The organism is Microbacterium sp. NPDC058389, from assembly GCF_042722305.1.
GTDB lineage: Bacteria > Actinomycetota > Actinomycetes > Actinomycetales > Microbacteriaceae > Microbacterium.
Map to the genome: position 1 here is coordinate 326,427 of NZ_JBHXJQ010000002.1, position 24,094 is coordinate 350,520.

A 24,094-nucleotide genomic window follows, 5' to 3' on the forward strand; every position below is an offset into this window, starting at 1 on the left:
TCGCGGCTGCTCGTCGCGGGCGCCAGCACTCGGGGCGCGGCGAGCACCGGCCCCCATGGATCACATTCCGTCATCCGAAAGGGTGATTTTCGAGAAGCAGAAGCGTCAGCACGGCCACCGGGTCGCTCAGGTCTGCGGGGTCGCATGACCGTCGCGACCGCGCCGCTCCTGTCCGACCTGCACCCACCGGCCGATGCCGTCGATCTCGGCCTGCAGCGCCTCCGTGAGCGTGCGGGTGTACTGATCGTCGTGGTAACCGGCGAAGATCCCAGTTGCCTGCGCAAGGACATCAATACGGTTGCCAGCAGCCGCGCGCAACTCCGCGATGACGGACGCCGGATCCGCGGTGTACCGGTTGCGGGAGCAGATCGAGTCGAGCTCAATGCTGAGCAGCGTCGGCTTGCTCAGCCGCGGCCCACCCTGACCTCTCACCATGCGGCGAGGGTATGCCTCGGCGTCGACATCGACCCGGCTGAGTAATTCAGTAGCCCACCTGTCCGAGCGCGTAGGCCGCCTGCTCGGGTGTGAACTGCGCGCCGTACTCGCTGGTGAGCTGGTCATACAGCCCGTCCCGGGAGAACGCCATGACGTCGAGGTAGCTCCGCGCGGCCTCGACCGCTTCGGCGTTCCAATCTGCCCCGACATTGTCGACGGCCCACGTCGCGACGTCAACGGGGAAGCCAGCGCCGTACTCGCTCGACATCTGGTCGATGAGGCCCTGTCGTGAGAACCCCATGACGTTGAGGTAATCCTTCGCGGCGCGCAGGGCGTTCTCCTGCTCGAGGGTGTAAACCGGCTTCGGCGCTTCCGCGACGATCAGGATTTCGGTGCCGGGCTCCGCCGGGACGGTGATTGTCTGCGACTTGACGACCCAGTCGTCACCCGTTCCATCGATGATGGTCACGACCATGCCGGCGCCTTCGAGTGCAGCGCGCGCCTCCGCGACAGTCTTCCCGACGACGTCAGGAGTGTCGACACGCGTGTCCTTCGGTTCCGGCTTCGGTTCGGCCCTGATGTCGTCGTCCTTGACGGCAGCGGGTCGCTCGTCGTTGGCAGCTCCGCCCGAGGCGCTGTTGACGGCTCCGATGATGATGCCAAGGAGAATCAGGCCACCCAGGCCAATGAGTGCCCATGCCCACCACGCCAGCCGCTTCTTCTTTGCAGGCGTCTCCGGTGCAGCCGTCAATGACGCGACGCCGGCCGACGCCAGGTTCTCTGTCGGAGCGGCAGCGGCCGCCGCGGCGTTGTGGGCTGCAGCCGCGGTATCTGGCGTCCAGTCTGTCCACTGGGTCCCGTCCCAGTAGCGCTGCTCGCCGTTGGCGTGCGGTGCTGAATACCATCCGGGCGCGGGCGCGCGCGTCTCATCGGTCATGTGGAGCCCCCAGGCTGAGAACCGGTCACCCCTTGCAACCGGCAGATGCGGGTCAGCGTACTGTGTGCAGGGGATACGCCCGATCCATGCGACGTCGCCAAGAGGCGCGCCGCGCTGCTCTCCGCGCTCGGTTCCTGCTGCGCCTGGTCCTCGCCAGCCTCCCGAAACAACCTCACTCGGGTATTGATCGACGCCGGCGCCGTATCACCCGACTGGTCGGTCTCGAACGACGCCAACGCAGGCGTGCAAGCACCTCACCACGCGCGCAGACGAGGTATTCGGTCGTCAGATTTCATCCGTTCGGATGAAGTGTTCGCACTCGAGTGGCTGGTGCAACTCCACTGATCTCCACTGGAATCACGCCGCGCCGGCCCTGTTAGCGTCGGGGAATGCCCGAGACGACGGATGCGAAAGCACGAGGCAGTGTGGGGGTCGCGGTCACTCAGGTGCTCCTGGGCTTCGCGGTTGCGCTCCTGACGCTCTACCTCGCCGGCGCTCTGTCCTCGCCCGCGGCATTCGGGATTGGCCCGGTGCGGATCGGGGCGCGCCTCGGGCTCGCGCTGATTGCGGGGGTGGGCGTCCTTCTTGGGTGGCGTTGGCAGAGAATCGGGTTGTCCGCAGGCGTAGTGCTTATTGCTCTCACGCTGTCTGTTCAGGGCACTGGGATAGGTGCTGCCAGCGAGGAATGGCTGGACGTGTTCGGGGCAACGGTGAGCGGTGCGCGAACCACCTTTGCGCTAACAGTCGGCGCCGTTCTGGTGTGTGCATCCATCGCAGTTCGCCTACCAGCACGGCGTCGCGGATAACGCTCGGCCCCGCTACATCCGGGTGTCGGTGGCTCTCAGTACGCTCCGGCCATGGGGAATCAGATTGATCTTGTGGGGATCTTCATCACCGCGATCCTGGGTGTACCGGGCCAGTTCGTGGCTATGTACCAGGCAAACCCGGGGGCGTGGAACCAAGTCGGGCTGATGCTTGCTGGCATGCTCGCGCTCGGCTGGGCGGGCCGAGCGATCACGCGGGGTCGCAGGCGGCCCCGTGCACACTGACGGCCTGCCGTCGTCCTTGGAGCACCGCATCGCCCGCAGGGCGGCGGCGCATCACGGTTGCGCTACGGTGCAGGCATGACGCTCCAAGACGACATACGGGCTGATCTGAGACGCCAGGGCTGGTGCCAGCACAGCAGCAGCGACGAAGAGTACGCGTAGGAGTGGCGCCAGGCCGCCCGTGGTGCCGCCCGGGAGCTCGGGCGGCCGGTGCAGACCCTGCGCGCCGGCACTGTTCTCTTCGCTGAGCTCAAAGATTGGCCTGCGAACGACCTTGAGCGACAACTGTCCGACGCAAAACTGGCCAACGAGATGAGGCGTGTCTCTCAGAACATGCAAGGGATGCTGCCCCCGCACCTGGACGCCGCGGCCGAGGACCCCGAAGCTTCTTGACGCCGTCAGGATCGTCTACCCGCAACTCGATAGCGAGGTGATCGCAGAACTCCTCGGCCGATAGATCTCCGAGACCTCCGCGGCTCCGAGGCTCCGAGGCTCCGACAGAGGCAAAGCGACGGAAGTCCATGCGCCCTTCCAGCCTCACGGCATCTAGACGTATTCGCTATCCCCCGGGTGCCCGTCGTGGATCGTCGGCCCCCGGAAGGCGGGTGGCATCGAAATCTTGACCACGGGCGCAATCACGTGCTGGCACTGGGGGCACTGCCAACCGCCCTCGATGTCGCGCATGACGATGCCATCCTCCGGGCAGCGCGGCTGCGCCCCGTCGTCGATCGCGTCCATGGTCTTGACAATAGTCGGAGCCTCGGCGACCGAACGGGCGCGGTCAGTCGACCTCAAGGCGCGTAGCGAGGTGCATCCTGTCCGCGATCTCCACAGACGCTGTAAGTCGGACGTTATCGGCGAACTCAAGCGCCTCATCGTCACGCCAAAGAGGCACGTCATATCCGCGGTTTCGCGTGAGCATCTGAGCGGCCGTAATTCGCTGTGCCAGCTGAAAGCGTCGCTCTTCGTTCTCGATTCGCCGTTGCTCCAACTCTTCGGCCGCGATCGCATTTTGAAGTTGCTTCGCGGTGTTTTCGAGCATGAGTCGCTCCAGCATCACGTACTTCTCTTGGACAGACACCTCCAGAGTGACGTCGCTCACGATGCGCTCCAATTCGGCCTTGGAGGCTTCCTCTTCAGCCAGCTTCTTTCGCGCTTTGGCAACGTTGAAGTAGTCGAGGAAGGCGACTATCGATTTTGCGGCGCTCTTGCCGACCTTCGCGGAGGCAACGACGTCGAGAGGATTCGAGTAACTCAATGATCGAACGACGAGAAGTTCCTCGCGTGCGGCCGACAGTGCCGCGTTGGGTCCCGCAACGATGAAGTAGTGAGCAGGTGGTGACGCGAGGTGAACCTGCCGATCGGCAGCAGGCGCTGTGGGCCGCGGCTGGAAGGTGAGGAGTCCTGTAGCGGCCAGACAACCGAGCGCGAGCATGTCGATCGCCGCGTTGACGTGAGCGAGAGCCTCTTCTGCGCGCATAGCCGGTTTGGTGTCCGCGAACGCACGAAACTCGACCGGCTCGCGATCGACTTCAGGTTTTGCTACATGGGTCGTTATGACCGGCACTAGTGAACCCCCAGGGATGTGCTTGCGCTCGCGCGCACGGCGCAAGTCGTCACACTATCTTGGCGTCAGAAGTGCCTCTCTCCGATGCAAATCGCGGGAGGGTCAGTCGCGTAGGTACGCGAAAAGCGGCCCAGCTGAGGTAGTTCGACGTGCTCCGGGCAGCAACCTGATCTTTGGTCTACTACGCCCGTCCCGGTGTGCGCTTCACATCCCTCGTTCGCAAGCCTGACAACGCGCGGTCTCGGCGGTTGATGTCCGCCGTCATGTGGCGCTGGCGCCCCTGAACGTGCCGATAGCATCGAAATGCCGCCGATGGGGCGGCATTTTCTTTGTGGGGGTTTACATGCATACCAACGGCAAGCTCGCTCTCGGCATCGCGACGATCGCAGTCGCCGCCTTTACTCTCGTCGGCTGCAGTAGCGCCGCCCCGGAGAGCTCGGCACCGAACACGGGGGAGACCATCGCCGTCGACGCGCCGGCGAAGGACACGTCCGCAGACGCGACCTTCGAGAACCAGACCCTCACAACCCCGGATCTGGTTATCAAGATCACCGCCGTGAAGACGATCGCTGTGGGCGAGGCAGGAAACGAGTACGGTGACGCCCCGGTGATCGCGTTCTGGTACGACACCACGAACGTCTCGGGCGAAGACCTCGACCCGACTACGGCGTGGATCTCGTCGTTCACGGCTTACCAGGACAACGATCCGAACGCTGAGAACGAGCTCAACATCGCCTCGCTGCCTGACCAGGCGTTCCTCGACTCTCAGATCGAGAAGATCAAGGAAGGTGGCACGGTCTCGAACGCGGTGGCGTACACGCTCACGGACACCACGACTCCGGTCGAACTTGTCGCGTCGATCGATTTCGGCATGACCGAAGTCGGCTCAGCGACCTTCCAGCTGCAGTAACGGACAGCCGCCACGTAGAACCCCTGATGCCCTTGGCGTCAGGGGTTCTTCGTTTGGAGCGGTTTACGGCCCGCCGCGGTGCTGAAGGCCGTCTAAACCAGAGCGAGCGATCCGTCCGTCGAAGATCGGCAGAAGTGGAATCTGGCGGGCATCGCAGTCACGGTGGTCCCCATGTTGTGGACAGTGGCCGCAATCGGGTGACCCGGGCCGAGCACACGAGGGTTAGAACGGAGTGGTCGTCCGCGTGGCCATCTCGGTGAGCGGAACCATGATGGCCGGGCGCTTCGACGGCTTCCAGTTACCCCCACCGCTGCGAGTTTCCGGCGGGGTTACGGGATGCGATAGCTGCATTCCCCGGGGTGTGTGCATTGCCGCGGAGGAGATCATCTCAGCAAGCGCTGCATAGATCTTGGAGTCGTCTACGAAGTCCAGTGTTTGCTGTGTGACGGTGTCTTCGTCGGTCGACTCGAAAACGATGACGCCTACTGCGTTGTGGTCAACCTCCACGCGTCGCGCTGCGATGCTGGTGCTGTGCATTCGGAGCGCCTGGGCTTCCGCCCTCGAGTACCCGTACTTGCTCACCAGACTCCGCTCCCAGTTCGCGCGGGTTTTGGGAAGGGTGATTACCGCGGAACCGACGGACCAAGCCTCCCCAATGGCACCCTGGTTTGTCGGGTACTCCTTACGTGCGGCGCGCTTGTAATCCGGATGAAGGCTGTAGCGGGACAGCATCACGAACCGGTCGTCGTAGAAGTAATAGACGGAGACGCGGTCATTATTGGCATCCGCGTTGCAGTGCTCGGCCAAGTTTCGTAGCAGCACCTGCATTGCCTGCCCCAGCGCATTGGCTTTGGCGGCACTGTCGGCCTTCAGGTTCTCCCGTTCGGCGTCCGTGCTCTCTTTCAACTGGTCGTAGTCTGCCGACAGCTTCATGTATGTCGGGCGCTGCAGTGCCAACTGGGCGATGACGGCGGCGATGAGGAGAACGACGGCCACCCAGAAGGCCCAGACTGCCTTCTCGCCATAGACACCCCAAACCAGGGACGAGATGGTGCCCAGGGTGACGAATGTCTGCGGCGCCCACCACTTGAAGGCGCGCCACATCCACGTGCGTACGCGGATCGCCCGCTCATCGGAACTCATGCCGGAACGAGCATCGAGTCCTCACGAACAGGTGTCAGTCGTGGGCCGTCCTGCCCGGACAACCGTGTGAGAGCTGCCTCAAGCATTTCGGACGCGGTCTCGGTGATGTATCGAGCGTCCATGCCCTCGAACCGCAGTCCGATGGTGATCTCGGCGGTCTCGTGATCGACGGCAACGAAGTACGCGGTTGCGGCGGGGACCTCGCCAGTCTCCTCGAAGACAGCGTCATCGAGCTTCGCGGCAAGCTCGTCCAACAGGCTCGGCGCCAGCATCGGAAAACTAAGCGATGTCGTCAGTTCGAAGCGCCTGTCGTGGTCCACGCTTCGCGTCTCATCATTCACGAGTGTCCCCATCGTCTCCTGTAGCCCCACAGTAGCGCTGACGGCGATGTTCGGCGTGGTGACTCGACGCAGGGCATCGCGCTGGACGCGGGGGTGTGACCGTCGCATCATCTCCTGTTCCGCGGTATCCGTTCGTCGTCTCGGGGTTCTCTGCTGAAGCGCCTCGAAGGTCATCGAGGCAAGGATCGAGCCGATTGCCGCACTGTCGCACGTTCCGTCGCGACGTCTATGCGCGACACCGCTGCAAACCCTCCAATCTAGGTTGCGACGGCAAGCTTCTCGCCGGCGCAGGCGGGCAACCGAACAATGAAGTCGTGTTGCGTACGGATGGACCCGCACAGTCTGGGGACTGCAGGCTTGCTTCGAAGTTGTGCGTGGTGGTGGGAGTGACGGTGGTGGATGCGGGATCCATCCACCACCGCCACGCGGTTATGACATGCGGCGGCGGGCTCGGAAGACGAGCGCTCCAGCGAGCAGGGCGACCACAGCCGCGCCGGTGAGGCCCCACACGAGGGTGAGCTCGGCCCCGGTCGCGGCGAGACCCGCAGCGACGATGAGCGTGTTCTCCAGCGCGAGCTCCGCCGTCGCTTCCGTCAGTGTGATGGTTGCGAAAGCCGATCCGGTCTCCGTCGTCAGTTCAGCGTCCTCGCTCTTGGTCAACCAGTGAGCTGCGGCCCATCGGACGCTGTCGGCGAGCTCGCCGGCGTGCTCCTGGAGGTGGACTTCGGTGGCGACGGGGAGGCCGTCGATGGTCACGGGGGTACCCGCGATGAGGTCGACGGTGCGGGTCTGCTGGTCGCCGAGTAGGTCCGTCCACGTCAGAGTGACCGGGAAGACGGTGGACTTGGAGAGAGCAGCGCCCGTTCCGGTCACCGACTTGGTGATCGTCAGGGAGCCCACGGACGCGAGAGCGGTGTTAGTGAGTTCCACCTCGGCGGTCGTGGCGGCGCCGATGGTGACGCTCGCCGTGCCGTCTTCGTGTGCTGTGACGTTGTCGCCACCCCAGGTGGGGGAGGCCCAGCCGAACTGAGGCGTGTTCCCCGGAGCGACCTCGGACAGGGTCACCTGGATCCCGTGCGGGAGCTGCTGCGAGAAGGTGACAGCTTTGCCGTTGGTGGGCACCGAGATCTCAGCGGACTGCGGGCCGCCCTCGGTCCAGGAGGCGAGCACCGTGACGGTCTCGGGGATATCGGCGTGGTCTGCCTGCACTCCCGCGACGTGCTTGGTGAGCGAGAACGTACCGGGAGCCCAGGTCGCCTCGTTGGTCACGGTGATGAGGGTGACGTCGTCCTGCATGTCGGATGCGGTCACAGTGGCGGAGCCGTCGCCGTTGTCACCGACGTGGTCGCCGGAGATAGTGATCGACCCCCAGATGACCGTGTCGATTCCGGGGCGGGTCCCCTCGGTGATGGTGACGATGGTGCCGGCGGGCAGCGGCACTCCGAGCGGCGTCGGTTCGACCGCGTTGATCGTCAGGTGGCGTGACTGGACTGAACCGGTGCTGTCGGTCCACGTCGCGGTGACAGGGAACTCGGTCGACGACTCCACCTCGCCGGCCGCTTCACCAGCGATGCCCTTGATCAGGGTGATCCCGGCGGTCGATGTCGTGGCGTGGTTCTCAAGGTTGACGGTGGCGCCCGCGTTGCGGCCGATCGTCACGATTGCAGACGTCCCGTCGACGGCGACGCCGGGGCCGGACCATACGGGCGCGCCCCAGCTGATGCGGGATTCGTTGGTGAGGGGAGTTTCGGTGAGGGTGACCTGCGTGCCGATCAGCAGATCTCGGTCGAACGGGACCGGCGTCCCGTCTGTGGGGACGGAGAACGTCGCGGACTCAGGAAGGCCGGTCTCGTTCCAACTGGCGGTGACTGTGACGTTGTCGGGGACGGATGGGTTGTCTGCCTGGTCGCCGGTGACAGTCTTGGTCAGCGTGAAGGTCCCGGTGGTCCGGGACACGCTGTTGGTGAGTGTCACGGTTGCCGGCTCGGTCGTGTGCTCCGCACCGACGACAACGGATGCCGGGCTGAAGACCGGTTCCGCCCAGGTAAAGGTGTCGTCATCGGCGGGGCGCGCTTCGGTGAACGTCACGGTCGAGCCGACCGGGAGGTCCTCGAGGACGACGGGCACGCCGGCAGTGACATCGACCTTTCGGGCTGGCTGGGCCGGCACGTTGCTGCCGAGGCCGGTGGTGTCGATCTGTGCGGTGACCTGGTACACGCGTTCCGGGTCGACGAGGTCCGCAGCGGGCCCGTCGAGCGCCTTGACGATGCTGATCGAGCCGAGCATCGCCGTGTTGGCGAGCGTCACGGACACGTTGATGCCCGGGTCGATCGACGCGGTCGCGGTGGAGCCATCCTCGCTCACGGACACTCCCGGTCCCTCAGCGAATACGGGGGATCCGAAGGTGACCCCAGGGATGGTCGGGAATGCCGGTTCGGTCAGTTCGACGGTCCATCCGGTCCCGCGGGCATTGAGACCGCTGACCGGGGCGCCGTTGAGGGGGACCTGCAGGTCGTATTCGTTTCGCGCGGTGCCGGTTGGATCGATCTCCTTCAAGTGCACCGTGAAGGTGGTGTCATCGGGGATCAGCTCGGCACCGGGGGTGTCGGCAAGGACCTTGTCGATGGACACTGAGCCGCGGGTCACGCCCTGACCGGTGCCGCTCGCGCTGTTGTTCTGCGTGGTGGTCGTCTCGAAGTGGATGCCGGATCCGGCGATCGTGTTGCCGTAGGTGGTGCCGGGTGCGTCCATGCCACCGCTGGCGGTGCACGTGGTGTACGTGATGACGTACTGGTATTCGCGGGTGAATCCGTCGCTGGTCCCGGTGGGGATGGGGAGGTCGGTGGCTTCGATCTCGAGGGTCAGCTCGTTGCCGGTCACGGCCGGCTGCGTGAGGTCGCTCAGGTCGACGGTGGTCAGGCCGCCGTTCTGAATCTGGTCCCGGGCTTCAACGTGCAGATTCAGCCGCGCTGCGAGGCCCGCGCTCGGGTCGCCGGCGGTGCACACCGTCTGCGTCGCGGAGAAGGTGTCGATGAGGGTGAGGACATCCTGGACGTCCTCGATCATCTGACCGGGAATGGTGACGGTCCAGCCCAGCGTGGTCTGCGGCATGTGCTGAACACCGTCGATGGTGACTGTCGAGGTGTTGATTCGGCCGCCCTTGCCCTGCTGACGATCCGGGACAGCCGCCTGGTTCGTGGCGATCTTGCCGTCCACGTCAACCGTGTTCGCGTACGCGGTGCCGCCCGCAGGAAGGTCCTTCGAGGTGACGCACGTGGTGTACGTGATGACATACCGGTAGTCGGAGTCCTTGAACGCGAACTGCGGGTCATCGATGGCGAACCGGAGCTGGAAGCTGTGCGACGAGGACGACACGGTGGTCGCGGTGAGCAGCCCGGTGATGTTCTTCTGCAGCTGGTTGCTGGGGCCGTAGCGTTCGGTGATGGTCAGGCCGCTGGTCGTGTCGGAGCAGATCTCATGTCCGGCTCCCAGCGTCTCTGTGAGCGTGAACTCATCTTTGCCGAGGAATTGGCTTCCGGGGACGGTGACCGTCCAGGCGATCTTCCCGTTGCGTTCGGTGCCGCCGAGAACGTTGCCGGCCTTGGTCAGTGACTGCTGCCACGGCAGGTTCTGGACGTGTCCGATGCCGACACCGGCCTCACCCCAGCCTTCAACCTGCGCCGAGTTGTCGTACGTGGTGCCTTCGGGGTCGATCTGTCCGTCCGGGGTGCAGGTTTGGTAGGTGACCCGGTAGGTGACGTTCGGGTCAAATCCTGTCTGCGGGGCGGTGAGCACGAGCGTGAAGTCCGTTGCTCCCGGGTTCGGTGCGGAAGTGACCAAGTTGGTGACGTCTGCAACGGTGGAACCGCGCACCGTCTCCACCTTCAACCCGGTCGGGCTGCACAACTGATGTCCGGCCCCCAGTGTGTCGCGCAGGGTCACGGAGCTCTGCCCGGCCATGTTGGCGCCGGGGATGTCGACCGTCCACGCCATCGACCAGTTGTTCTGGTTCATCACACCCGACTTGGACACCTCACCAGGAAGCTCGATACCGTCGTCGATCCCCCCGCCACCGGGCAGAGGAACCGGCACCGGGTCTCCGTTCAGATCGAACACGACCGACTCCGCCGTGGTCGCCTTCGTCGCCTCGACCTCGAACGCCCACGTCCCCCGGACCAGCTCAGGTGCCGCCGTCACCGCATCGGTGAGCTCACATGTCGCGGTCCCGGAGCCCGGGTCGGTGAGGCAGGTGCCCCAGACCACCGGGTCACCCTGTGCGTCCGCACCCATCAGAGGGAACGGCACGGGCTGCGGGAACGAGAGCTCAGGCGGCAACCCGATGGTGAACGTGTCTCCGGCCTGCGGGTTCGCGGTCGTCGCATCCCACTCACCCGACACGGTGAGCGTGTCGCCCACGGTCGCCTGTGCGTCCGCCGGAACTATCGTCACGTTGCCGACGGCGATGCTCGCGTTGGGTGCAGCGTTCGCCGCGGCGGGTACGGTCACAAGTGCGACGACGGTTAGGCCGATGGTCGCGATGACAGCGGTTGCTCGATGTAGCGCGCCGCGCAGCGATCGGTTCACCAGTGGTCGGGTCGAAGACACGGGTCTCTCCTCTGGGCGAGGTCAGCGACACGCTGAAGCGCACGCTGACGGCTTCGGCGACACTCCCCCCGAGCGCCGCGACGCACGAAGAAGCGGCCTGCTGGATGGCCCGCGTGTCCGCGCGTACTCTCGACTCTGACCCAGTCGCGCCAGGCAGATCGGGGAACTACCCCGGTTTCATACGCTCGCGGGAAGGTTTCATCCCAGGACTAACCCGGGGCGAAATCGGGATGACTGACCAGGAGGCGTTGCTTAGCGATCCGGGTGGACGTCGAGCAGCCCACGTTCGCGCGCGACGGCGACCGCTGCATGCCGGGAAGACACCTGCAGCTTGCGGTAGATGGACTGCAACTGTGACTTGATCGTGTGCGGGGATACGACCAGTGCCTTCGCGACCTCCCGGACGCTCTCGTGAGTGTCCACGGCGCGTATGACGACCAGTTCGCGGGAGGTGAGCGGGTTGGGTGCGACGTTAGGCGGGGGCGCGGTGTTCAGGGGGACATCCAGGTAGGCGGTGGCGGCCCGCGACCCCTTCAGGGTCGCCAGCTCCTGCAGGAGTAGACGATCTGCGGAGCCGAGCATCGCCACGTGCGCGCGTGGCCCCAGAGTCTCCCAGGTGGACACTGCCGCGTTGAGCCAGGCCCAGGCCAGCTCCGGGTCACCACAACGCAGCGCGGCGACAGCGCTGACGGCGCGGGTATCCGCCTTCGTGCGTGGCGTGTGATCAGCAAGATCCAACGCCGATCTCGCGAGGGCCAGGGCCGCCGGGCCCTGGTCGTCCGCGATGAGGCGAGCGATTCGCGCCGCCGCGAGCTGAGCGCGCTCCGGCGAGCAGCCGTCGAGGACCCTCCCCGCGGTCCGGCGGTCACCGGCGAGCAGGAATGCACGCGCCAGAACTGCGTGGAGGTGGTCGGTGGAGACGTTGTCGCCCACGCCGGGCGGCGTGGGCCCAGCGAGTTCGGCTGCGACCCGCTCCGCCTCAGCGACACCTTGCCCGAGGGCGACGCGCGCAGACAGCGAGATCGCGGTGAAGTAGGGCCAGAACTCGCTCGTCGGGGTGTACGCGTCCGTCTCCAGCAGCACGTCAGCTGCGCCCTGCGGATCCATCGCGTCAAGGAGCCGATACCCCTCTGTCACCACGGCTAATGCGCTCAAGTAGGAGCGGCGCATGCCCTCGGGCCACGCTGCCGGATCGACGGATGCCAGGAATGCCTGGGCGCGCCCCATGTCACCGGCAAACGCGCTCGCGCCGGCCGCATACACGACCGAATAGTTCCGGGTTGTCTGCGAGGTGCATGCGGACACCGATCGGGACGCGGTCGCGACGGCATCGTCAATGTGACCCGCCTGAAGCAAGCTGAAGCTCAGCTGACGCAGGGTTGTTCCGACATGCTCACCGTGCTCAGCAACGATATCTGCCGGAACCGCTTCCAACAGCGCCAACGCCGACTGTGCCATCGCTGCTGAGCCGTGGAAGTCGAACGCGATGCGAGATGCGACCGCCCTCATCGCCATGAGGGAGAAAGCATCGAGCTCGGGTGAGAGGTACGACGGGGAGGCGGACGACTCGACCACGATGCGGAATGCTCGAGGCGCGTCGTGGCGCAGCAGAGGGTTTGCGTCCAGCGCCAGGCCCAGCCCGAACGCCAGCACCGGATGCTCGTGGAGGACCGCTTCGGGCACGCCTTGAAGGGTCGGCAGGAACCGGTCGGTGATGTAACTGTCGGGGTTCTGAATCACCAGGGATACGAAGATGCGATCGGCGAATGCGTAATCCTCGGCTTCGATCGCCAACTGCAGGGCCTGGTCGATCTCGTCCTGAGCCAACAACCATTCGGCGCTGAGCACGCAAAGGCGTTGGAATCGATCCTGCTGTGTGGTTGCACGTGCGCGGAACGCGTCCCGCACACTGTCTACGTACTGGAAGAAGGGGCGAGCTCCCGTATACGGGATCCATCGTCCGAAACCGTTGTGTTCCAGCACTGCCAGGATCCGCTCCACGTCAGGGTGCCCGCTGAGTCGGCTGGCGACATCGACGTCGAAGTATGGCGGGACGCTGGTGTCTGTCACGAACGCTATGGCCTCAGCATCGGGCAGCAAAGACTCCATCCGCGCGGTGACGACAGAGTCCCATTCGATGGAGTCCAGGCGGGGGATGCCGCCCAGCTGCGCCATCGCAAGGACCACCGCCCGCACCGTCAACGCGAACCCGCCAGTCGCGGCGACCACGGACGCTGCCACCTCGGGATCATCGATGCCGGCTAGTTCGGCGAGCAGTGCCTGAACTTCGTCGACGGTGAGCGCCAACTCTGGGCTGGTCACCACGCGGACAGCGCGGCCGTCCGGAGGGTCGTACTCGACCAGGCTGGTGTTCGCTCGCGTCGCGACCACCAGGCGCAGCTCAGGGGCCGCTGACAGCAGCCGACGGAGGTCACCGTCGACCTGAGGGATGGCGCCCGCAAGGTGCTCGTAGGCTTCGAGCACGAGCGTGACCTCACCCTGGCCGCGAAGCAGCCCCGTGGCGATCTGCACCGGATCGACGCACGCCGCGAGCTGCTCCTTCACACGTACCGCGACATCTGGGGGCAGCTCGCCTGCGCGTGCCAGCGTGCTCGCTACGTGCTGCCAGAACGTCTGCCTCGAGGCGATCCCGCTGGCTAGCGAAACCCACACCATCGTCCCCGAGTGGTCCAGCGTCGCCCAGCTGCGCAACAGGGTCGTCTTCCCGCTCCCGCTAGGCCCCTGCACAATGCACGCCCGTACCAGCGGCGAGCTCAGAATGTTCGACAGGCGTTCCCGGCGGACCACGCCATCTACCGTGCTGAAACTCATCACTCCGTAATCACCCCACCCCAGCTTCCCCTACTGACGCACGCCAGGTAGTTGACCGTTACAGAGGGGGAAGCCAGTGGGACGGCGTTGCGCCTCGACAATGCACGACGCATCAACGGCTGTTTCATGACGCGAACGGCGGACGCGGCGCATTCCGCGATGTACCCCGCATACAGCTGGGGTGGTGTAGGCCGCTCCGCGGCGACGTATTGCGGCAGATAGAAGACGCGTCGCAAGCGCGAAGCCCTGGGCTAGCCGCAGGCGACCACACGCGGTGCCGTGCGTGAGCTGAAGCCGGTTCAGCGGCACTAGCGATGTGGTCAACCCGTTGCGCGTGACCGCGCATAGCGAAGGTATGGAATCACATGCCGACCTCATCGACGTTCTCCGGGCTCGCCGGACGGATCTCCTCCGCGGACTTCGCGAACTGGGTCTGACGGAAATTCTCGTACCAGCCTCCGACGACGTGCGCACGCTGCGCTTGGTCGCATCGGCGGATGCGCACGTGGACGTCGCAGACCTCTATGCGGCCGAAGAGCTGGTGTCGCGAGTCGCGGGAGAGCCTGTCGAGCTAGTCATCACTGGGACGGGCCTTGCGCTAAGGCTGTCGACGGACGCGGTGGAACTGTGAGCTCGCAGCCACGGGAGCGGGCCTCGGGGAAGTACGCTCCAACGCCGCACTCCGCGCCCGAGGTGCGGCTGGGCCCGACGAGGGATCAACCCACTGAGAAGGAAATCGCGGAGACGCTGGCCAACATCACGGAGGCGTACGGAGACATCGAGCGGATTCGCAAAGCTGGCTCGGATGCCTTCTTTGTCATCGACTCGCTCCTCCCGCTCGCCGCAATCGGCGCACTCGTGCGGCTCGGTGAGCAGGCAAACAACCTAGGACGCCAGTTTGTTGCGCGTCACCCTGGCCCCGAGTACGACAGAGCCATCGAGACCCGCCACTACCTCGCGCACAAGTTCGAGGTCAACAACCACATCCTCTGGCAGACCATCGCGGTGTCGACAAAGCGCAGCGCCATGGCGCATCAAGATGTTCACGACAAGGTGATGGGGAGAATGACCGCAGACGGGTAGGTCGTCAGTTAGCTCGAACGAGCAGAACGCGGTGACGGCCCCACGTGCCGGGCCCACCGCGCACGGCATCACCCTGGTCCCGACGCGACGACTTGCGCGTGACGGGATGCGGGCAGCCGCTGGGTGCTCAGACTGCAGTTGCTTGTCCGGGACTTCGCGCATAGGGGAGAGGTCCCATTCGGCCCCCACGAGAGACCCTACGAAAATGAACTCCACTGAAGCAGACGGCCTCATTGCTCCACGCCGCTGACCGCGCGGAAGCCCGTGAACGGCGCGAATCGCTTCGCCTCGTGCCCGGAACGCTGACCGAGGTGCTCCACCACGGCAACAACTACCACCGCCGGCACATTGCGTTCAGCGGCGCCGTCGCGCCAGTCGACCTCCAGCGCTTTGCTAACGACTCGCCGTACCTGTACAACGCCGACGCGGACCAACTGATCCGGATGGTGTCCGAAATCAACGAGTCTGGGGAAACCTACCTCGGCTGGAGCCGCTTCTACCTGGAGCCGCCGGCTGACGACCAACGGCCGAGCCTCAACCGCGGCATCCACGGCTGAGGAGCTGTTTCCGGCAGAGGTTTGCAGAGCCATCATTCCGGACCCGGCGGGACGGTGGTCTCTGAACCGAACTGTCGGTGCGGCTGCGGATAGGACGGCCGATGGCGGTGGCTAACCGCGCGCGATTTTCAGTAGCTCAGCCCGATGCCTACTCGTAAGTAGCCCACGACGCGCGTACTCCTCGAGCGCGCTGATGTACAAGGCGATGGACTGTTCCGCATCGCGATCGCGACGCGATTCCCGTTCCGCGTCCCGTTTTGCTTCTACCTCAGCCGCCCACGCGTCGGCATCCTCGAGGGTTGCTGCGGTGTGGGTAGTGCGCTTGCCGCTATCGAGCAGGACTGATGCTTGGAACGCCCCTGACGGCAGTTGCCGGAGAGAAGCCATGCTCACTCTTCCTCGACTGGGTGTCGCTCGCTGCCGACATTGGAGTCGTACACCTCGAGACCCGCCGCGACCGCGGCCCTCATCGTCTCGCTACGACGCTCATCGTCAGTGGTGAGGACAGTGATCCTCTCAGGCAGGTCGTTTCGCTGAGCCCGAGAGGGCCTGAAGTGTCCGAACGGATTGTGGACCTCAGTCAAGTAGGGAGCGAGGAACCCGAGGATGTACTCCTTGATGATCTCCAGCGCGTCATGATCGAAGCCACCGCTGCTGTTCCGGTGACCGTCGACATCCAGATACAGGTAGCGGGGCTTGCCGGGGTGGTTAGCCTCCGCCGTCCGAACCAGCTGAAAGAGCATGTCAGCGGTGTCGTCGAAGTCCTCGTCAGCTTTCATCACGTGGTGGATCGCGATGCCCTTTTTGCTGTTCCGCTCCGCGCGTTTTGCTGGGTTCCCACTGACGCCCACTCTGGCCTCCTTGTTTTCGGTGACGACGAAACGATATCAGGCTGGTCTGCGCATGCGTTGCGCATGCGCAGACCAGTGACGTCGTGGGCGCCGCGCATGGATCATGCTGGCAGTGGAAACGGTTCGGGTGGTGTGCGGGTGTGCCCGCACACCACCCGAACCGCGCTATTCAGCCAGCGTCCAGCTCCTGAGCGGAAGCCACTCCTGAGACAGCCAATACTTGTCGTCCCAGGCGGCGGACCAGAATCGATAGAGCGTGATCGTCCGCGCGGTCCAGTCGGCCGCCACGGTCGGGGTCAGCGGCTCCAGAAAGTCCCGTGCCTCGCTCCGCAGGTAGGAGTTGTCGATGCCGTCGTGACCAAGCACGGTCAGGTGCGCGCGAAAGTGCTCCCGTGCTTCCTTGTTGCGTCTTGCGTCAGCCTTCCGGTCGGTGGGCTCGTAGCCGCGAAGCGCTTGTGTCGTTTCACGAAGGTCGTCGTACAGGTCTGCGAGCTGTGTATTGAGCTCCCCGTTCGGCAGGCAGTTGTAGTCGATCCCGACTGCGGCCCCGATCTGAGCATTCAGCCCGCAACCGTGCACTGGTATCGCTCTGCGATTCGCAAGCGCGCCGTCGATCGTCCGGATCAGTGCATCCTCGGTGCCATCGAGCACGATGGATCCGATCAGGGTGATGTGTGGTGGGTACGCCATGGCCGCATGGAAGCCGAACAGATCCCGCACTGTTCGCATCAGCTCGAGCGTGGGTAGCGCGACCTCAGCCGGTGGGCGAATGAAGATGCCGTACCGGTACTCCGAGTCCGGGCGTGGCCGGTCGTCGAGTGAACCGACGTTGACGTTCGGTCGGCTCATTTGCCTGCACGTTCGTTGTAGTCGGCGACCAGATCCGTGGCGGCATCCTGAACTGCACCGAGCGTGCTGGCGACGTCAGCGCCCTGAACGATCTTCTCGATCGCCGGTGTGAGTTCGCCGCGCACGGCCTGCAGCGCGCCGCTCAGGCACCCGGCCGCCGGAACGGTATCGGGGGTGTTGGCGAGCTGGTCGAGGAGGGCAGTTTGCCGGGGGTCTGCCTCCGGCTTGACCGCTTCCAGTGCCGGCTCCGTTGTGGGGAGGAACCCGGTCGCGGTGAAGATCTGTTCCTGGACGTCGTCGCTGCCAAGGTAGGCGAGGAACTCAGCGGCCGCAGCCTTCTTATCATCAGAGTCGAGGCTCTCGTTGATCGCGAACACGCTGTTCCCGCCTGGCGCGACCCCACCCTTCTTGCTGTCGGTGGGGAACGGCACGACTGACCAGTCGGTGGTCATCGCGGAGGTGACGGTGCCGAGCGCGCCCGAAGAAGAAAAGAATGCGCCCGCTTCGCCGGCAGCGAGGGCGTTCACGCCGGCTGCGAAGTCAGTCCCGATGTTCAGCGCGGCGCCATCTGCGAACAGTCCCTGCAGGGTGGTCCACTGGTCGATCTGCGCATCGTCGGCGGTCGTAAATGCGTCGGCCGGGTCTCCGCCGCGTCCGTTGTCAGGGGTGCAGTACTCGATCCCGGCGCCGGCGGTGAGTTCTTCGAACCACCAGGGGTTGAGGTGGAAGGTCAGCCCGGCTTTGCCGGTCGCGGCCTTGGCTCTTTCGGCCCACTCCGCGAGGCCGTCGACGGTGGTGGGGAAAGTGTCCGCGGTTTCGCCGGTCGCAGCGAGCACGTCATCGCGGACGAAGACGGCGGGCTGAGAGGCCTGGAAAGGCATGGAGTAGATGGTGTCGTTCACCGTGTAGTAGTTCGCGACGGCGGGTACCAGCGCGTCGAAGCTATAGCTGACGCCGGCATCGGCCACGAGCTGCTCTGCAGGGGCGACAAGCCCGCTATCGACCATGAAGGCGGTGTTGACGTCGTTGATCTGGACCAGGTCGGGGAGGTCGCCTGCCTGCACGGAGGCGGACAGCTTGGCGACGGTGTCGTCGTACTTCCCCTGGTAGGTCGCCTCGATGGTGATCTGGTCATCGTTGGACTCGTTGAAGTCCTTGACGATTGCGTCGAGGGTCTCCGCGGTCGCGCCCTCGGCGGAGTGCCAGAAGGTGAGCGTGACGGGGCCTGCGGTCTTGGTCGGGGTGCTGCCGCCGGCGCTGCAGCCGGTCAGGACGGCCGCGGTCGCCAGCGTGAGGACCGTCGATGTGACGGCTAGCCGTGTCGACTTCATTTGCTTGCTCCTTCGGTGAGCCCCCGGGTGAGGGCGGATTGGCCGATGATCACGACGATGATCATCGGGAGACTGACGAGTGCAGATCCGGCGAGGAGGGCACCGATGTCCGGCCCCACAGAGTCGGCCATCTGGGAGATTCCGGCCTGCACGGTGCGCTTTTCGGGCGTGTCCGTGATGAGCAGCGGCCAGAGGTAGCCGTTCCACGCGGCGATCGCGCAAGTGATGGTGGCCGCGGCAAGCGTCGGTCGCGACAGCGGCACGAGGAACGACCACAGGAACCGCATTGGTCCGACCGCGTCCAGGACCGCCGCTTCGTGGATCTCCACCGGGAAGCTCCGGAACGCTTGGTAGAACAGGAAGATGGTCACCGCCGACGCGCCGAACGGCAGAAACACGGCGACGAGGGTGTCGTAAAGGCCGATGGACCGAACGGTCAGGTAGTTCGCGATCATGGTGGTCTCACCCGGGATCATCATCGAGATGAGGAACACCCCGAAGATGAGCTTGCTGAAGCGCAGATTCCCGAACACCAGTGCATAGGCAGCGAAGATGCCGGTGACTACCTGCAGTGCGGTTTGTGCGATTGTCACGATCACGCTGTTACCGAGTTGCAGGAAAAGCGGTGCGCGGTTGAGTGCGCGGGCGAAGTTGTCGAGCGTGAATGAGGTGGGGATCAGCCCATCCAGTCCTCCGCTGAGTGCCCCAGCGGGCCGGAACGCGCCGATGTACGCGTAGAGGATCGGGAACGCGATGATGAGCACGACGACGGTCAGGTAGATCGGCGTCAGGTAGCGGGCGATCCGGGACATCAGTAGTGGACCTTTCGATTGCTGACGCGGAACTGGATAAAGCTGACGACCCCGACGATGACGAGCAGTACGATCGCGCGGGCGGACGCCTGGCCGAAGTTGCCGCCGCTAGCGCCGAACGCGAGGTTCCATATGTCGATGACGAGCGTTCGCGTCGCGTCTGCGGGGCCGCCCTGGGTCAGCACGTTGATCACGGTGAACTCTCGAAGCGCGCCGACAGTGTGGTAGATCACGAGGAACAGCACGGATGAGCTGATCAGCGGGATCACGATTGACACGCCGGTGCGCCATGCTCCCGCGCCGTCGAGGGCGGCGGCTTCGCGGATCTCCTGAGGGATGGACGCGAGACCTGCGAGAAGGATCAGCACGGTGAAGCCGATGCCGACCCAGGTGTCGACGATGATCACGCTGACCAACGCGAAGTTCGGGTTCGTGAGCCATCCCGGGCTGGGAATTCCCACCGCGGCAAGGATCTGGTCGGCGAGCCCGAAGCCAGGCTGGAACATTGCGCGAAAGACCAGACCGGCGACAGCCACGGAGATTGCCATCGGGATGAGCACCACGGGGCGGGCAAGCCAGCCGGCGCGAGCGCTCGTCGACATTGGGAGTGCGATCGCCAGTCCCAGGATGATCTTCGCGATCACCGACCCGATCGCGAACGCGAAGGTGACGCCCAGCGTGCTGAGGAACTGTGGGGAGGAGAACATGTCGATGTAGTTCTCGATGCCGATGAATCCCGACGGCCGACCGAACAGATCGGTGGACTGGAATGACAGCCCGACCACGCGGCCGAGCGGGTAGTAGTCGAACACGATGAAGAAGGCCAGCGCCGGCAGGAGGAGAAGGACGGCCCACCAAGCGGGCGTGCGACGCGTGCGGTGAGAGAATTCTGATCGCGTGGATCGGGAACGTTCCCAATTCGGAGCGAGCACCAGGGTTCGCGTTGTCTGCGTCATGGGTTTGCCTTCGTTGAGCGAGTTCCAGGGGAGTGCACTTCCGTGAGCACTCAGCATAGGGAACGTTCCCTATTTCGAGAATGACACAGGGGCGAACGGCTGTCAAACGTTAGGTGGCAACTCGCAGGGACCCTGCGAGGCTCAAGTGCTCGGCGGATCGTTCCTTCGTCAGGATGTCGACCACCAGATCGAGGGCGGATGCTGCGATCGCGTCGATGGGTTGAACGATCGTTGTGAGGTGCAGGAGCGGCGTGGTGAAGATGCCGACACCGTCGTACCCCGTCACAAGCCGCCCCGCCCTGTCGCCGAGCTCCTCGCGGATTCTGACGGCCCAGTGGTCGTTCGGGGCAAGTAGGGCGATTGGACCGGAGTCTCGGCCGGCGAACTGGTTGGCGAACTGCTGGGGAGAGTCTGACGGCATCAGGTGCGGGTGCAGTCCGCGTGTCTGTGCTGCGGCGGCCAGGAGGTTTCCTCGAACGTGGAGGCTTGGTGCGGTGGCCGCGGGAGGGATCGGCACGACGATCTGAGTGAACCCGGCTTCGATTACGTAGTCGACGATCTGGCGGGCGCCATCCTCGTCGTCGCAGCAGACGCTGCTGATGCGGGTGTCCCATTCGCTGCGCCCGACAACGACGGTGGGCACGCGATCCGCGAACGGATACAGATCGGACGCCGGCAGGAGTCCGCTGCACACTAGGAGGCCATCAACGCGCAGAGTGAGTAGCGACCTCAGCGCGGAGCGCTCCTCCTCGAGGTCCGGCTTGCCAGAACCCGTCATTGTCAGCAGGCGGACGCCTCGCGCGGCTGCCGCGGACTGCAGCGCCCCGAGCAACGCGCCGTAGAACACGCTCGCCGGATCGCGGACAAGCACGCCGACTGTGTCGACCCCCTGCGTGCGCATCTTCCGCGCGATGGCGTTCGTCACGTAGCCCATCTGACTCGCAGTCTCGGTGACGATCTCCCGGCTCTCAGGGCTTACTCCAGGCTCGCCGTTGAGTGCGCGCGAGACCACCGATTTCGACAGCCCCGTGGCGCGGGCGATGTCGATGATCGTCGGCAGTCGGTCCGCCTTGCGAGCCATCGGCTCCTCCTTCGGGCGGACGTTCGGCCACCGCATTACCACATTACAGGGAACGATCCCTATACTCATCGGGAACGTTCCCTACGATCCTGATGGAGGCGAGACATGAACATCGAGTGGATCAGCCGATCGACGCTTACCGAGGCTGTGCTGCTTCTCCTCGCTTTCGTCCTTTCCGCCATCGTCGGCATCGAGCGGCACCGAAGACTGAAGAGCGCGGGGATCCGCACTCACACTCTGGTCGGTGTCGGCTCCGCGGTGTTCACCTTGGTCTCGGCCTACGGATTCCAGGCTGTCACCGGACCCACGACGATCGTCGATCCGTCTCGTATTGCCGCTCAGATCGTCTCTGGCATCGGATTCTTGGGTGCTGGGGTCATCTTCGTGCGCCAGAACGCGGTCTCGGGGTTGACGACTGCTGCTTCTATCTGGCTGACGGCGGCGATTGGAATGGCGTGCGGTGCAGGCGCGCCGGTTCTTGCAATCCTCGCAACCGGTCTTCACCTGCTCACGGTCACAGTGCTCGGAAAGCTTGGCCTCTTCATCAGACGGGAGCCTGACAAGACCATGTTCAAAGTTCGATACCGCGAAGGGTACGGCGCTCTTCGGAACACCCTGTCGATCGCCGCCCAGTGGGGCTTTGACGCCCTTGTCACGGAGACGAAGGACGTCACGAAACCCGGGAAGACGCCGCGCTTCCAAGCCATCATCAGCATCCGCGGCCGGGAAAATCAGGAGCCATCTCGTCTCCTCGAAGCGATCGCGGACGTCCCTGGCGTTCTGTCGATAGAGGTCGAGCAGGACGAGAACGACTGATGGCGGCTTCTCTCGTGCGTCGCGTCGTCGTATTCGACGTGGGCGGCGTGCTCTGCCACGAAGACGGCCGGGCCGAGGCTGTGGCTGCAGCCGCCGGGGTCTCCTGCACGACTATGGACCGGGCTTACTGGGAGTTGCGCGACGCATATGACCTCGGTGACTCCCACGTTCAATACTGGACGGGCGTGCTGGACAGGGTGGGCGTGCAGCCGACGCCGACGTTGGTTCGCGAACTCGACCGCATCGACTGCGCGTCGTGGAGCTCGCTCGATGAGCAGGCGGGCGTGATTCTCGCCGGGCTGCGTGACCAGAGAACCCCAACGGTGGTTCTCTCCAATGCGCCGCACAACCTCGCGCGGACACTGCGCCTAGCACCATGGTTCGATCTCATTGCGTACTCGTACTTCTCATGCGAGATGGGACGGGCAAAGCCCGATCCGGAGGTATTCCGATGGGTCACAGAAGACATGGCCATCGATCCGACGGACGTAATCTTCTTCGACGACCGCGGAGCCAACGTTGCCGCGGCCCGGGACGCGGGGTGGCGCGCACATATCTACGAATCAGCCGAACGCGCATCCCTGGTTCTCAGCGAACACGCCATGCTCTGAGCGTTCGTTCAACTGCGCTGACGCCGCGACCCTCGCATTCGGTCGTGGGCGTCGGTTACCAGGGGCGACAGCAACCACCAACTGTCTGAGATCGCGGCGAGATGCTGCGGGATGGCCGCGGCAAGCGGTAGCGCCCTGTAACCCATCGCGCGGGCGGACCTTGCTCACCCCATGCTGGTGAGGTCCGCGATCGCGCTCTGGGTGAGGCAGACGCGCTCCTAGAACGCGTTGCGGTCGCACTCAGCGTGCTCGACGTGGCGCACGCGGCCGGCCGAGACACTGGAGTCCGCGGCGCGGCCGGGCCGCGGGCTCACGCTCGGCTTGTTGAGGCGTTAGCCATCTCTCCCGCAGGAAGCGCCTGGCTGGTTTCCCACCCGGCGCGACGCACCGGGCTGAGGTCATAACCGGCGTGCGTTCGAGGTGTCATCCATCACCTGCACGTCTCCGCCCGAGTCGGCTCGGGTGGATACGCTGCGGCGCTTGGCGTGCTCTACGAATCGGTGGACAACGACTTCCAGGCGTCGCGGTGCTCGGGTGACAGCGGCAGGCTGACGCCGTTCACCTGCAGGGCTTGACCAGGGGCGCACACCGAGAACCCGCGACGGGCATACCAGTCGATGAGCTCGGGGTCGGAGCCGTCGATCTTGGCGAGCAGGGTTTCCGAGAAGAACTGCACGCGGGCGTGCTCGGAAGCCTTGTCGATGAGCAACGCGCCGTATCCCGCGCCGCGGTGTTCGCGCGCCACCGCCAGCGCCTCAATGGCCTGGATGCGGCCGGCAGCTTCAGCTGCCTCTTCCACTCCCATGCCCGCCTGCACAAGCGAGTACGCCACGACGACGGGGGCGCAGGCGTGGAGGGCGCCGACGAGCTCACCGTCCGCGTAGAGCGCGACGATCTGCTGGTCCGGCTGCTCGGTGACGATCGGGCCCAGCCCGCTCATGACGAACAGCTCGTTGACGGCGCGGAGATCGGAACCCGCGCCCAGATAGACAGTGCTGACGGAGGGCACGGCTCACCTCGGATGATGTTGGGAGTGTCCTCTCATCCTGGGCTACATCGCACGGAGACTGGACTCGACTCGCGGGCTGCCGCATAGGCCCGGCATGAACTCAGCGAAGCCAACCTTCACCCAGCTCCCTACTACCGTTTCCGAAGACCAGAAGCATGAGATCCTCGACGCGATGTTCCGCTTCAGCCGATCCCGACGAGCCTCGCAGGCGACCGTGCGGGTGACGGCCAACTGAGACCGAGACGAACTCGTTCAGCACGGGGCGCTGACGTCGACGGCGACATCCGCATGCCGGGCTACGATCCCGAAGTAGCAACGCACA

At 64.9% G+C, this 24,094-nt stretch carries 21 protein-coding genes; 6 read left to right on the plus strand and 15 right to left on the minus strand.

The window, feature by feature from the left end:
- Positions 1–126: 126 nt before the first annotated feature.
- From ACFWJ8_RS04360 to ACFWJ8_RS04375, 4 genes are all read right to left on the minus strand, one after another.
- Positions 127–435: a hypothetical protein gene (locus ACFWJ8_RS04360; RefSeq protein WP_378809384.1), complete on the minus strand. Its 309-nt coding sequence runs from the start codon at positions 433–435 to the stop codon at positions 127–129.
- A 46-nt stretch (positions 436–481) separates the two neighbouring features.
- Complete coding sequence (locus ACFWJ8_RS04365; RefSeq protein ID WP_378809386.1) at positions 482–1,372, minus strand: Ltp family lipoprotein; 891 nt, start codon at positions 1,370–1,372, stop codon at positions 482–484.
- A 1,592-nt stretch (positions 1,373–2,964) separates the two neighbouring features.
- Positions 2,965–3,156, minus strand: coding sequence for a hypothetical protein (locus tag ACFWJ8_RS04370; RefSeq protein WP_378809388.1), 192 nt, complete (start codon positions 3,154–3,156; stop codon positions 2,965–2,967).
- Between the two features lie 43 nt (positions 3,157–3,199).
- Entirely contained in the window at positions 3,200–4,030 is an 831-nt protein-coding gene (locus ACFWJ8_RS04375; RefSeq protein ID WP_378809391.1) for a hypothetical protein, read from the minus strand.
- Positions 4,031–4,250: 220 nt separating this feature from the next.
- Here ACFWJ8_RS04375 and ACFWJ8_RS04380 point away from each other — a divergent pair, with 220 nt between their 5' ends.
- On the plus strand, positions 4,251–4,895 hold the full coding sequence (locus tag ACFWJ8_RS04380) for a DUF5067 domain-containing protein (protein WP_378809392.1): 645 nt from the start codon (positions 4,251–4,253) through the stop codon (positions 4,893–4,895).
- Between the two features lie 222 nt (positions 4,896–5,117).
- Here ACFWJ8_RS04380 and ACFWJ8_RS04385 read toward each other — a convergent pair whose 3' ends face one another.
- From ACFWJ8_RS04385 to ACFWJ8_RS04400, 4 genes are all read right to left on the minus strand, one after another.
- Complete coding sequence (locus ACFWJ8_RS04385; protein WP_378809394.1) at positions 5,118–6,038, minus strand: hypothetical protein; 921 nt, start codon at positions 6,036–6,038, stop codon at positions 5,118–5,120.
- Entirely contained in the window at positions 6,035–6,553 is a 519-nt protein-coding gene (locus tag ACFWJ8_RS04390) for a hypothetical protein (RefSeq protein WP_378809396.1), read from the minus strand. The genes ACFWJ8_RS04385 and ACFWJ8_RS04390 overlap by 4 nt, the downstream gene beginning before the upstream one ends.
- A gap of 255 nt (positions 6,554–6,808) precedes the next feature.
- Complete coding sequence (locus ACFWJ8_RS04395) at positions 6,809–10,885, minus strand: DUF5979 domain-containing protein (RefSeq protein WP_378809398.1); 4,077 nt, start codon at positions 10,883–10,885, stop codon at positions 6,809–6,811.
- A 351-nt stretch (positions 10,886–11,236) separates the two neighbouring features.
- Positions 11,237–13,816 (minus strand): LuxR C-terminal-related transcriptional regulator, encoded by a 2,580-nt coding sequence (locus tag ACFWJ8_RS04400; protein WP_378809399.1) that lies wholly within the window; start codon positions 13,814–13,816, stop codon positions 11,237–11,239.
- Between the two features lie 355 nt (positions 13,817–14,171).
- Between ACFWJ8_RS04400 and ACFWJ8_RS04405 the strand changes: the two genes are divergently transcribed.
- The 3 genes from ACFWJ8_RS04405 to ACFWJ8_RS04415 all read left to right on the plus strand — a co-directional run bounded on the left by ACFWJ8_RS04405 (position 14,172) and on the right by ACFWJ8_RS04415 (position 15,456).
- On the plus strand, positions 14,172–14,447 hold the full coding sequence (locus ACFWJ8_RS04405; RefSeq protein ID WP_378809401.1) for a hypothetical protein: 276 nt from the start codon (positions 14,172–14,174) through the stop codon (positions 14,445–14,447).
- Entirely contained in the window at positions 14,444–14,899 is a 456-nt protein-coding gene (locus ACFWJ8_RS04410) for a DUF86 domain-containing protein (RefSeq protein ID WP_378809403.1), read from the plus strand. The genes ACFWJ8_RS04405 and ACFWJ8_RS04410 overlap by 4 nt, the downstream gene beginning before the upstream one ends.
- Positions 14,900–15,189: 290 nt before the next feature.
- Positions 15,190–15,456: a hypothetical protein gene (locus ACFWJ8_RS04415; protein ID WP_378809404.1), complete on the plus strand. Its 267-nt coding sequence runs from the start codon at positions 15,190–15,192 to the stop codon at positions 15,454–15,456.
- Positions 15,457–15,845: 389 nt separating this feature from the next.
- On the opposite strand, the gene ACFWJ8_RS04420 is transcribed toward ACFWJ8_RS04415, so the two are convergent.
- From ACFWJ8_RS04420 to ACFWJ8_RS04445, 6 genes are all read right to left on the minus strand, one after another.
- The gene (locus tag ACFWJ8_RS04420) at positions 15,846–16,307 is read right to left on the minus strand and encodes a hypothetical protein (RefSeq protein ID WP_378809405.1); all 462 of its coding nucleotides are present in this window, start codon (positions 16,305–16,307) and stop codon (positions 15,846–15,848) included.
- 165 nt (positions 16,308–16,472) lie between these two features.
- Complete coding sequence (locus tag ACFWJ8_RS04425; RefSeq protein ID WP_378809406.1) at positions 16,473–17,156, minus strand: 2'-5' RNA ligase family protein; 684 nt, start codon at positions 17,154–17,156, stop codon at positions 16,473–16,475.
- Positions 17,153–18,487, minus strand: a complete 1,335-nt coding sequence (locus ACFWJ8_RS04430; protein WP_378809407.1) for an extracellular solute-binding protein — start codon at positions 18,485–18,487, stop codon at positions 17,153–17,155. The genes ACFWJ8_RS04425 and ACFWJ8_RS04430 overlap by 4 nt, the downstream gene beginning before the upstream one ends.
- On the minus strand, positions 18,484–19,299 hold the full coding sequence (locus ACFWJ8_RS04435) for a carbohydrate ABC transporter permease (RefSeq protein ID WP_378809408.1): 816 nt from the start codon (positions 19,297–19,299) through the stop codon (positions 18,484–18,486). The genes ACFWJ8_RS04430 and ACFWJ8_RS04435 overlap by 4 nt, the downstream gene beginning before the upstream one ends.
- Positions 19,299–20,255 (minus strand): carbohydrate ABC transporter permease, encoded by a 957-nt coding sequence (locus ACFWJ8_RS04440; protein WP_378809409.1) that lies wholly within the window; start codon positions 20,253–20,255, stop codon positions 19,299–19,301. Before ACFWJ8_RS04440 ends, ACFWJ8_RS04435 begins: the two co-directional genes overlap by 1 nt.
- Before the next feature lie 109 nt (positions 20,256–20,364).
- A complete protein-coding gene (locus ACFWJ8_RS04445) occupies positions 20,365–21,336 on the minus strand; it encodes a LacI family DNA-binding transcriptional regulator (protein WP_378809410.1) in 972 nt (323 codons plus the stop codon).
- A 105-nt stretch (positions 21,337–21,441) separates the two neighbouring features.
- Between ACFWJ8_RS04445 and ACFWJ8_RS04450 the strand changes: the two genes are divergently transcribed.
- Positions 21,442–22,152 carry an MgtC/SapB family protein gene (locus tag ACFWJ8_RS04450; protein WP_378809412.1) on the plus strand — a complete coding sequence of 237 codons (711 nt, stop codon included), beginning with the start codon at positions 21,442–21,444 and terminating at the stop codon, positions 22,150–22,152.
- Positions 22,152–22,763, plus strand: coding sequence for an HAD-IA family hydrolase (locus ACFWJ8_RS04455; RefSeq protein WP_378809414.1), 612 nt, complete (start codon positions 22,152–22,154; stop codon positions 22,761–22,763). Before ACFWJ8_RS04450 ends, ACFWJ8_RS04455 begins: the two co-directional genes overlap by 1 nt.
- Before the next feature lie 490 nt (positions 22,764–23,253).
- On the opposite strand, the gene ACFWJ8_RS04460 is transcribed toward ACFWJ8_RS04455, so the two are convergent.
- On the minus strand, positions 23,254–23,772 hold the full coding sequence (locus tag ACFWJ8_RS04460; protein ID WP_378809415.1) for a GNAT family N-acetyltransferase: 519 nt from the start codon (positions 23,770–23,772) through the stop codon (positions 23,254–23,256).
- Positions 23,773–24,094: the final 322 nt, after the last annotated feature.

Bases quoted from the DNA above. Each gene is read 5' to 3' on its own strand.
- ACFWJ8_RS04400 (WP_378809399.1), bottom strand. From the start codon at position 13,816: ATGAGTTTCAGCACGGTAGATGGCGTGGTCCGCCGGGAACGCCTGTCG.
- ACFWJ8_RS04405 (WP_378809401.1), top strand. From the start codon at position 14,172: ATGGAATCACATGCCGACCTCATCGACGTTCTCCGGGCTCGCCGGACG.
- ACFWJ8_RS04430 (WP_378809407.1), bottom strand. From the start codon at position 18,487: ATGAAGTCGACACGGCTAGCCGTCACATCGACGGTCCTCACGCTGGCG.
- ACFWJ8_RS04450 (WP_378809412.1), top strand. From the start codon at position 21,442: ATGAACATCGAGTGGATCAGCCGATCGACGCTTACCGAGGCTGTGCTG.
- ACFWJ8_RS04360 (WP_378809384.1), bottom strand. From the start codon at position 435: ATGGTGAGAGGTCAGGGTGGGCCGCGGCTGAGCAAGCCGACGCTGCTC.
- ACFWJ8_RS04435 (WP_378809408.1), bottom strand. From the start codon at position 19,299: ATGTCCCGGATCGCCCGCTACCTGACGCCGATCTACCTGACCGTCGTC.
- ACFWJ8_RS04440 (WP_378809409.1), bottom strand. From the start codon at position 20,255: ATGACGCAGACAACGCGAACCCTGGTGCTCGCTCCGAATTGGGAACGT.
- ACFWJ8_RS04365 (WP_378809386.1), bottom strand. From the start codon at position 1,372: ATGACCGATGAGACGCGCGCGCCCGCGCCCGGATGGTATTCAGCACCG.
- ACFWJ8_RS04455 (WP_378809414.1), top strand. From the start codon at position 22,152: ATGGCGGCTTCTCTCGTGCGTCGCGTCGTCGTATTCGACGTGGGCGGC.
- ACFWJ8_RS04390 (WP_378809396.1), bottom strand. From the start codon at position 6,553: ATGACCTTCGAGGCGCTTCAGCAGAGAACCCCGAGACGACGAACGGAT.
- ACFWJ8_RS04445 (WP_378809410.1), bottom strand. From the start codon at position 21,336: ATGGCTCGCAAGGCGGACCGACTGCCGACGATCATCGACATCGCCCGC.
- ACFWJ8_RS04425 (WP_378809406.1), bottom strand. From the start codon at position 17,156: ATGAGCCGACCGAACGTCAACGTCGGTTCACTCGACGACCGGCCACGC.
- ACFWJ8_RS04385 (WP_378809394.1), bottom strand. From the start codon at position 6,038: ATGAGTTCCGATGAGCGGGCGATCCGCGTACGCACGTGGATGTGGCGC.
- ACFWJ8_RS04370 (WP_378809388.1), bottom strand. From the start codon at position 3,156: ATGGACGCGATCGACGACGGGGCGCAGCCGCGCTGCCCGGAGGATGGC.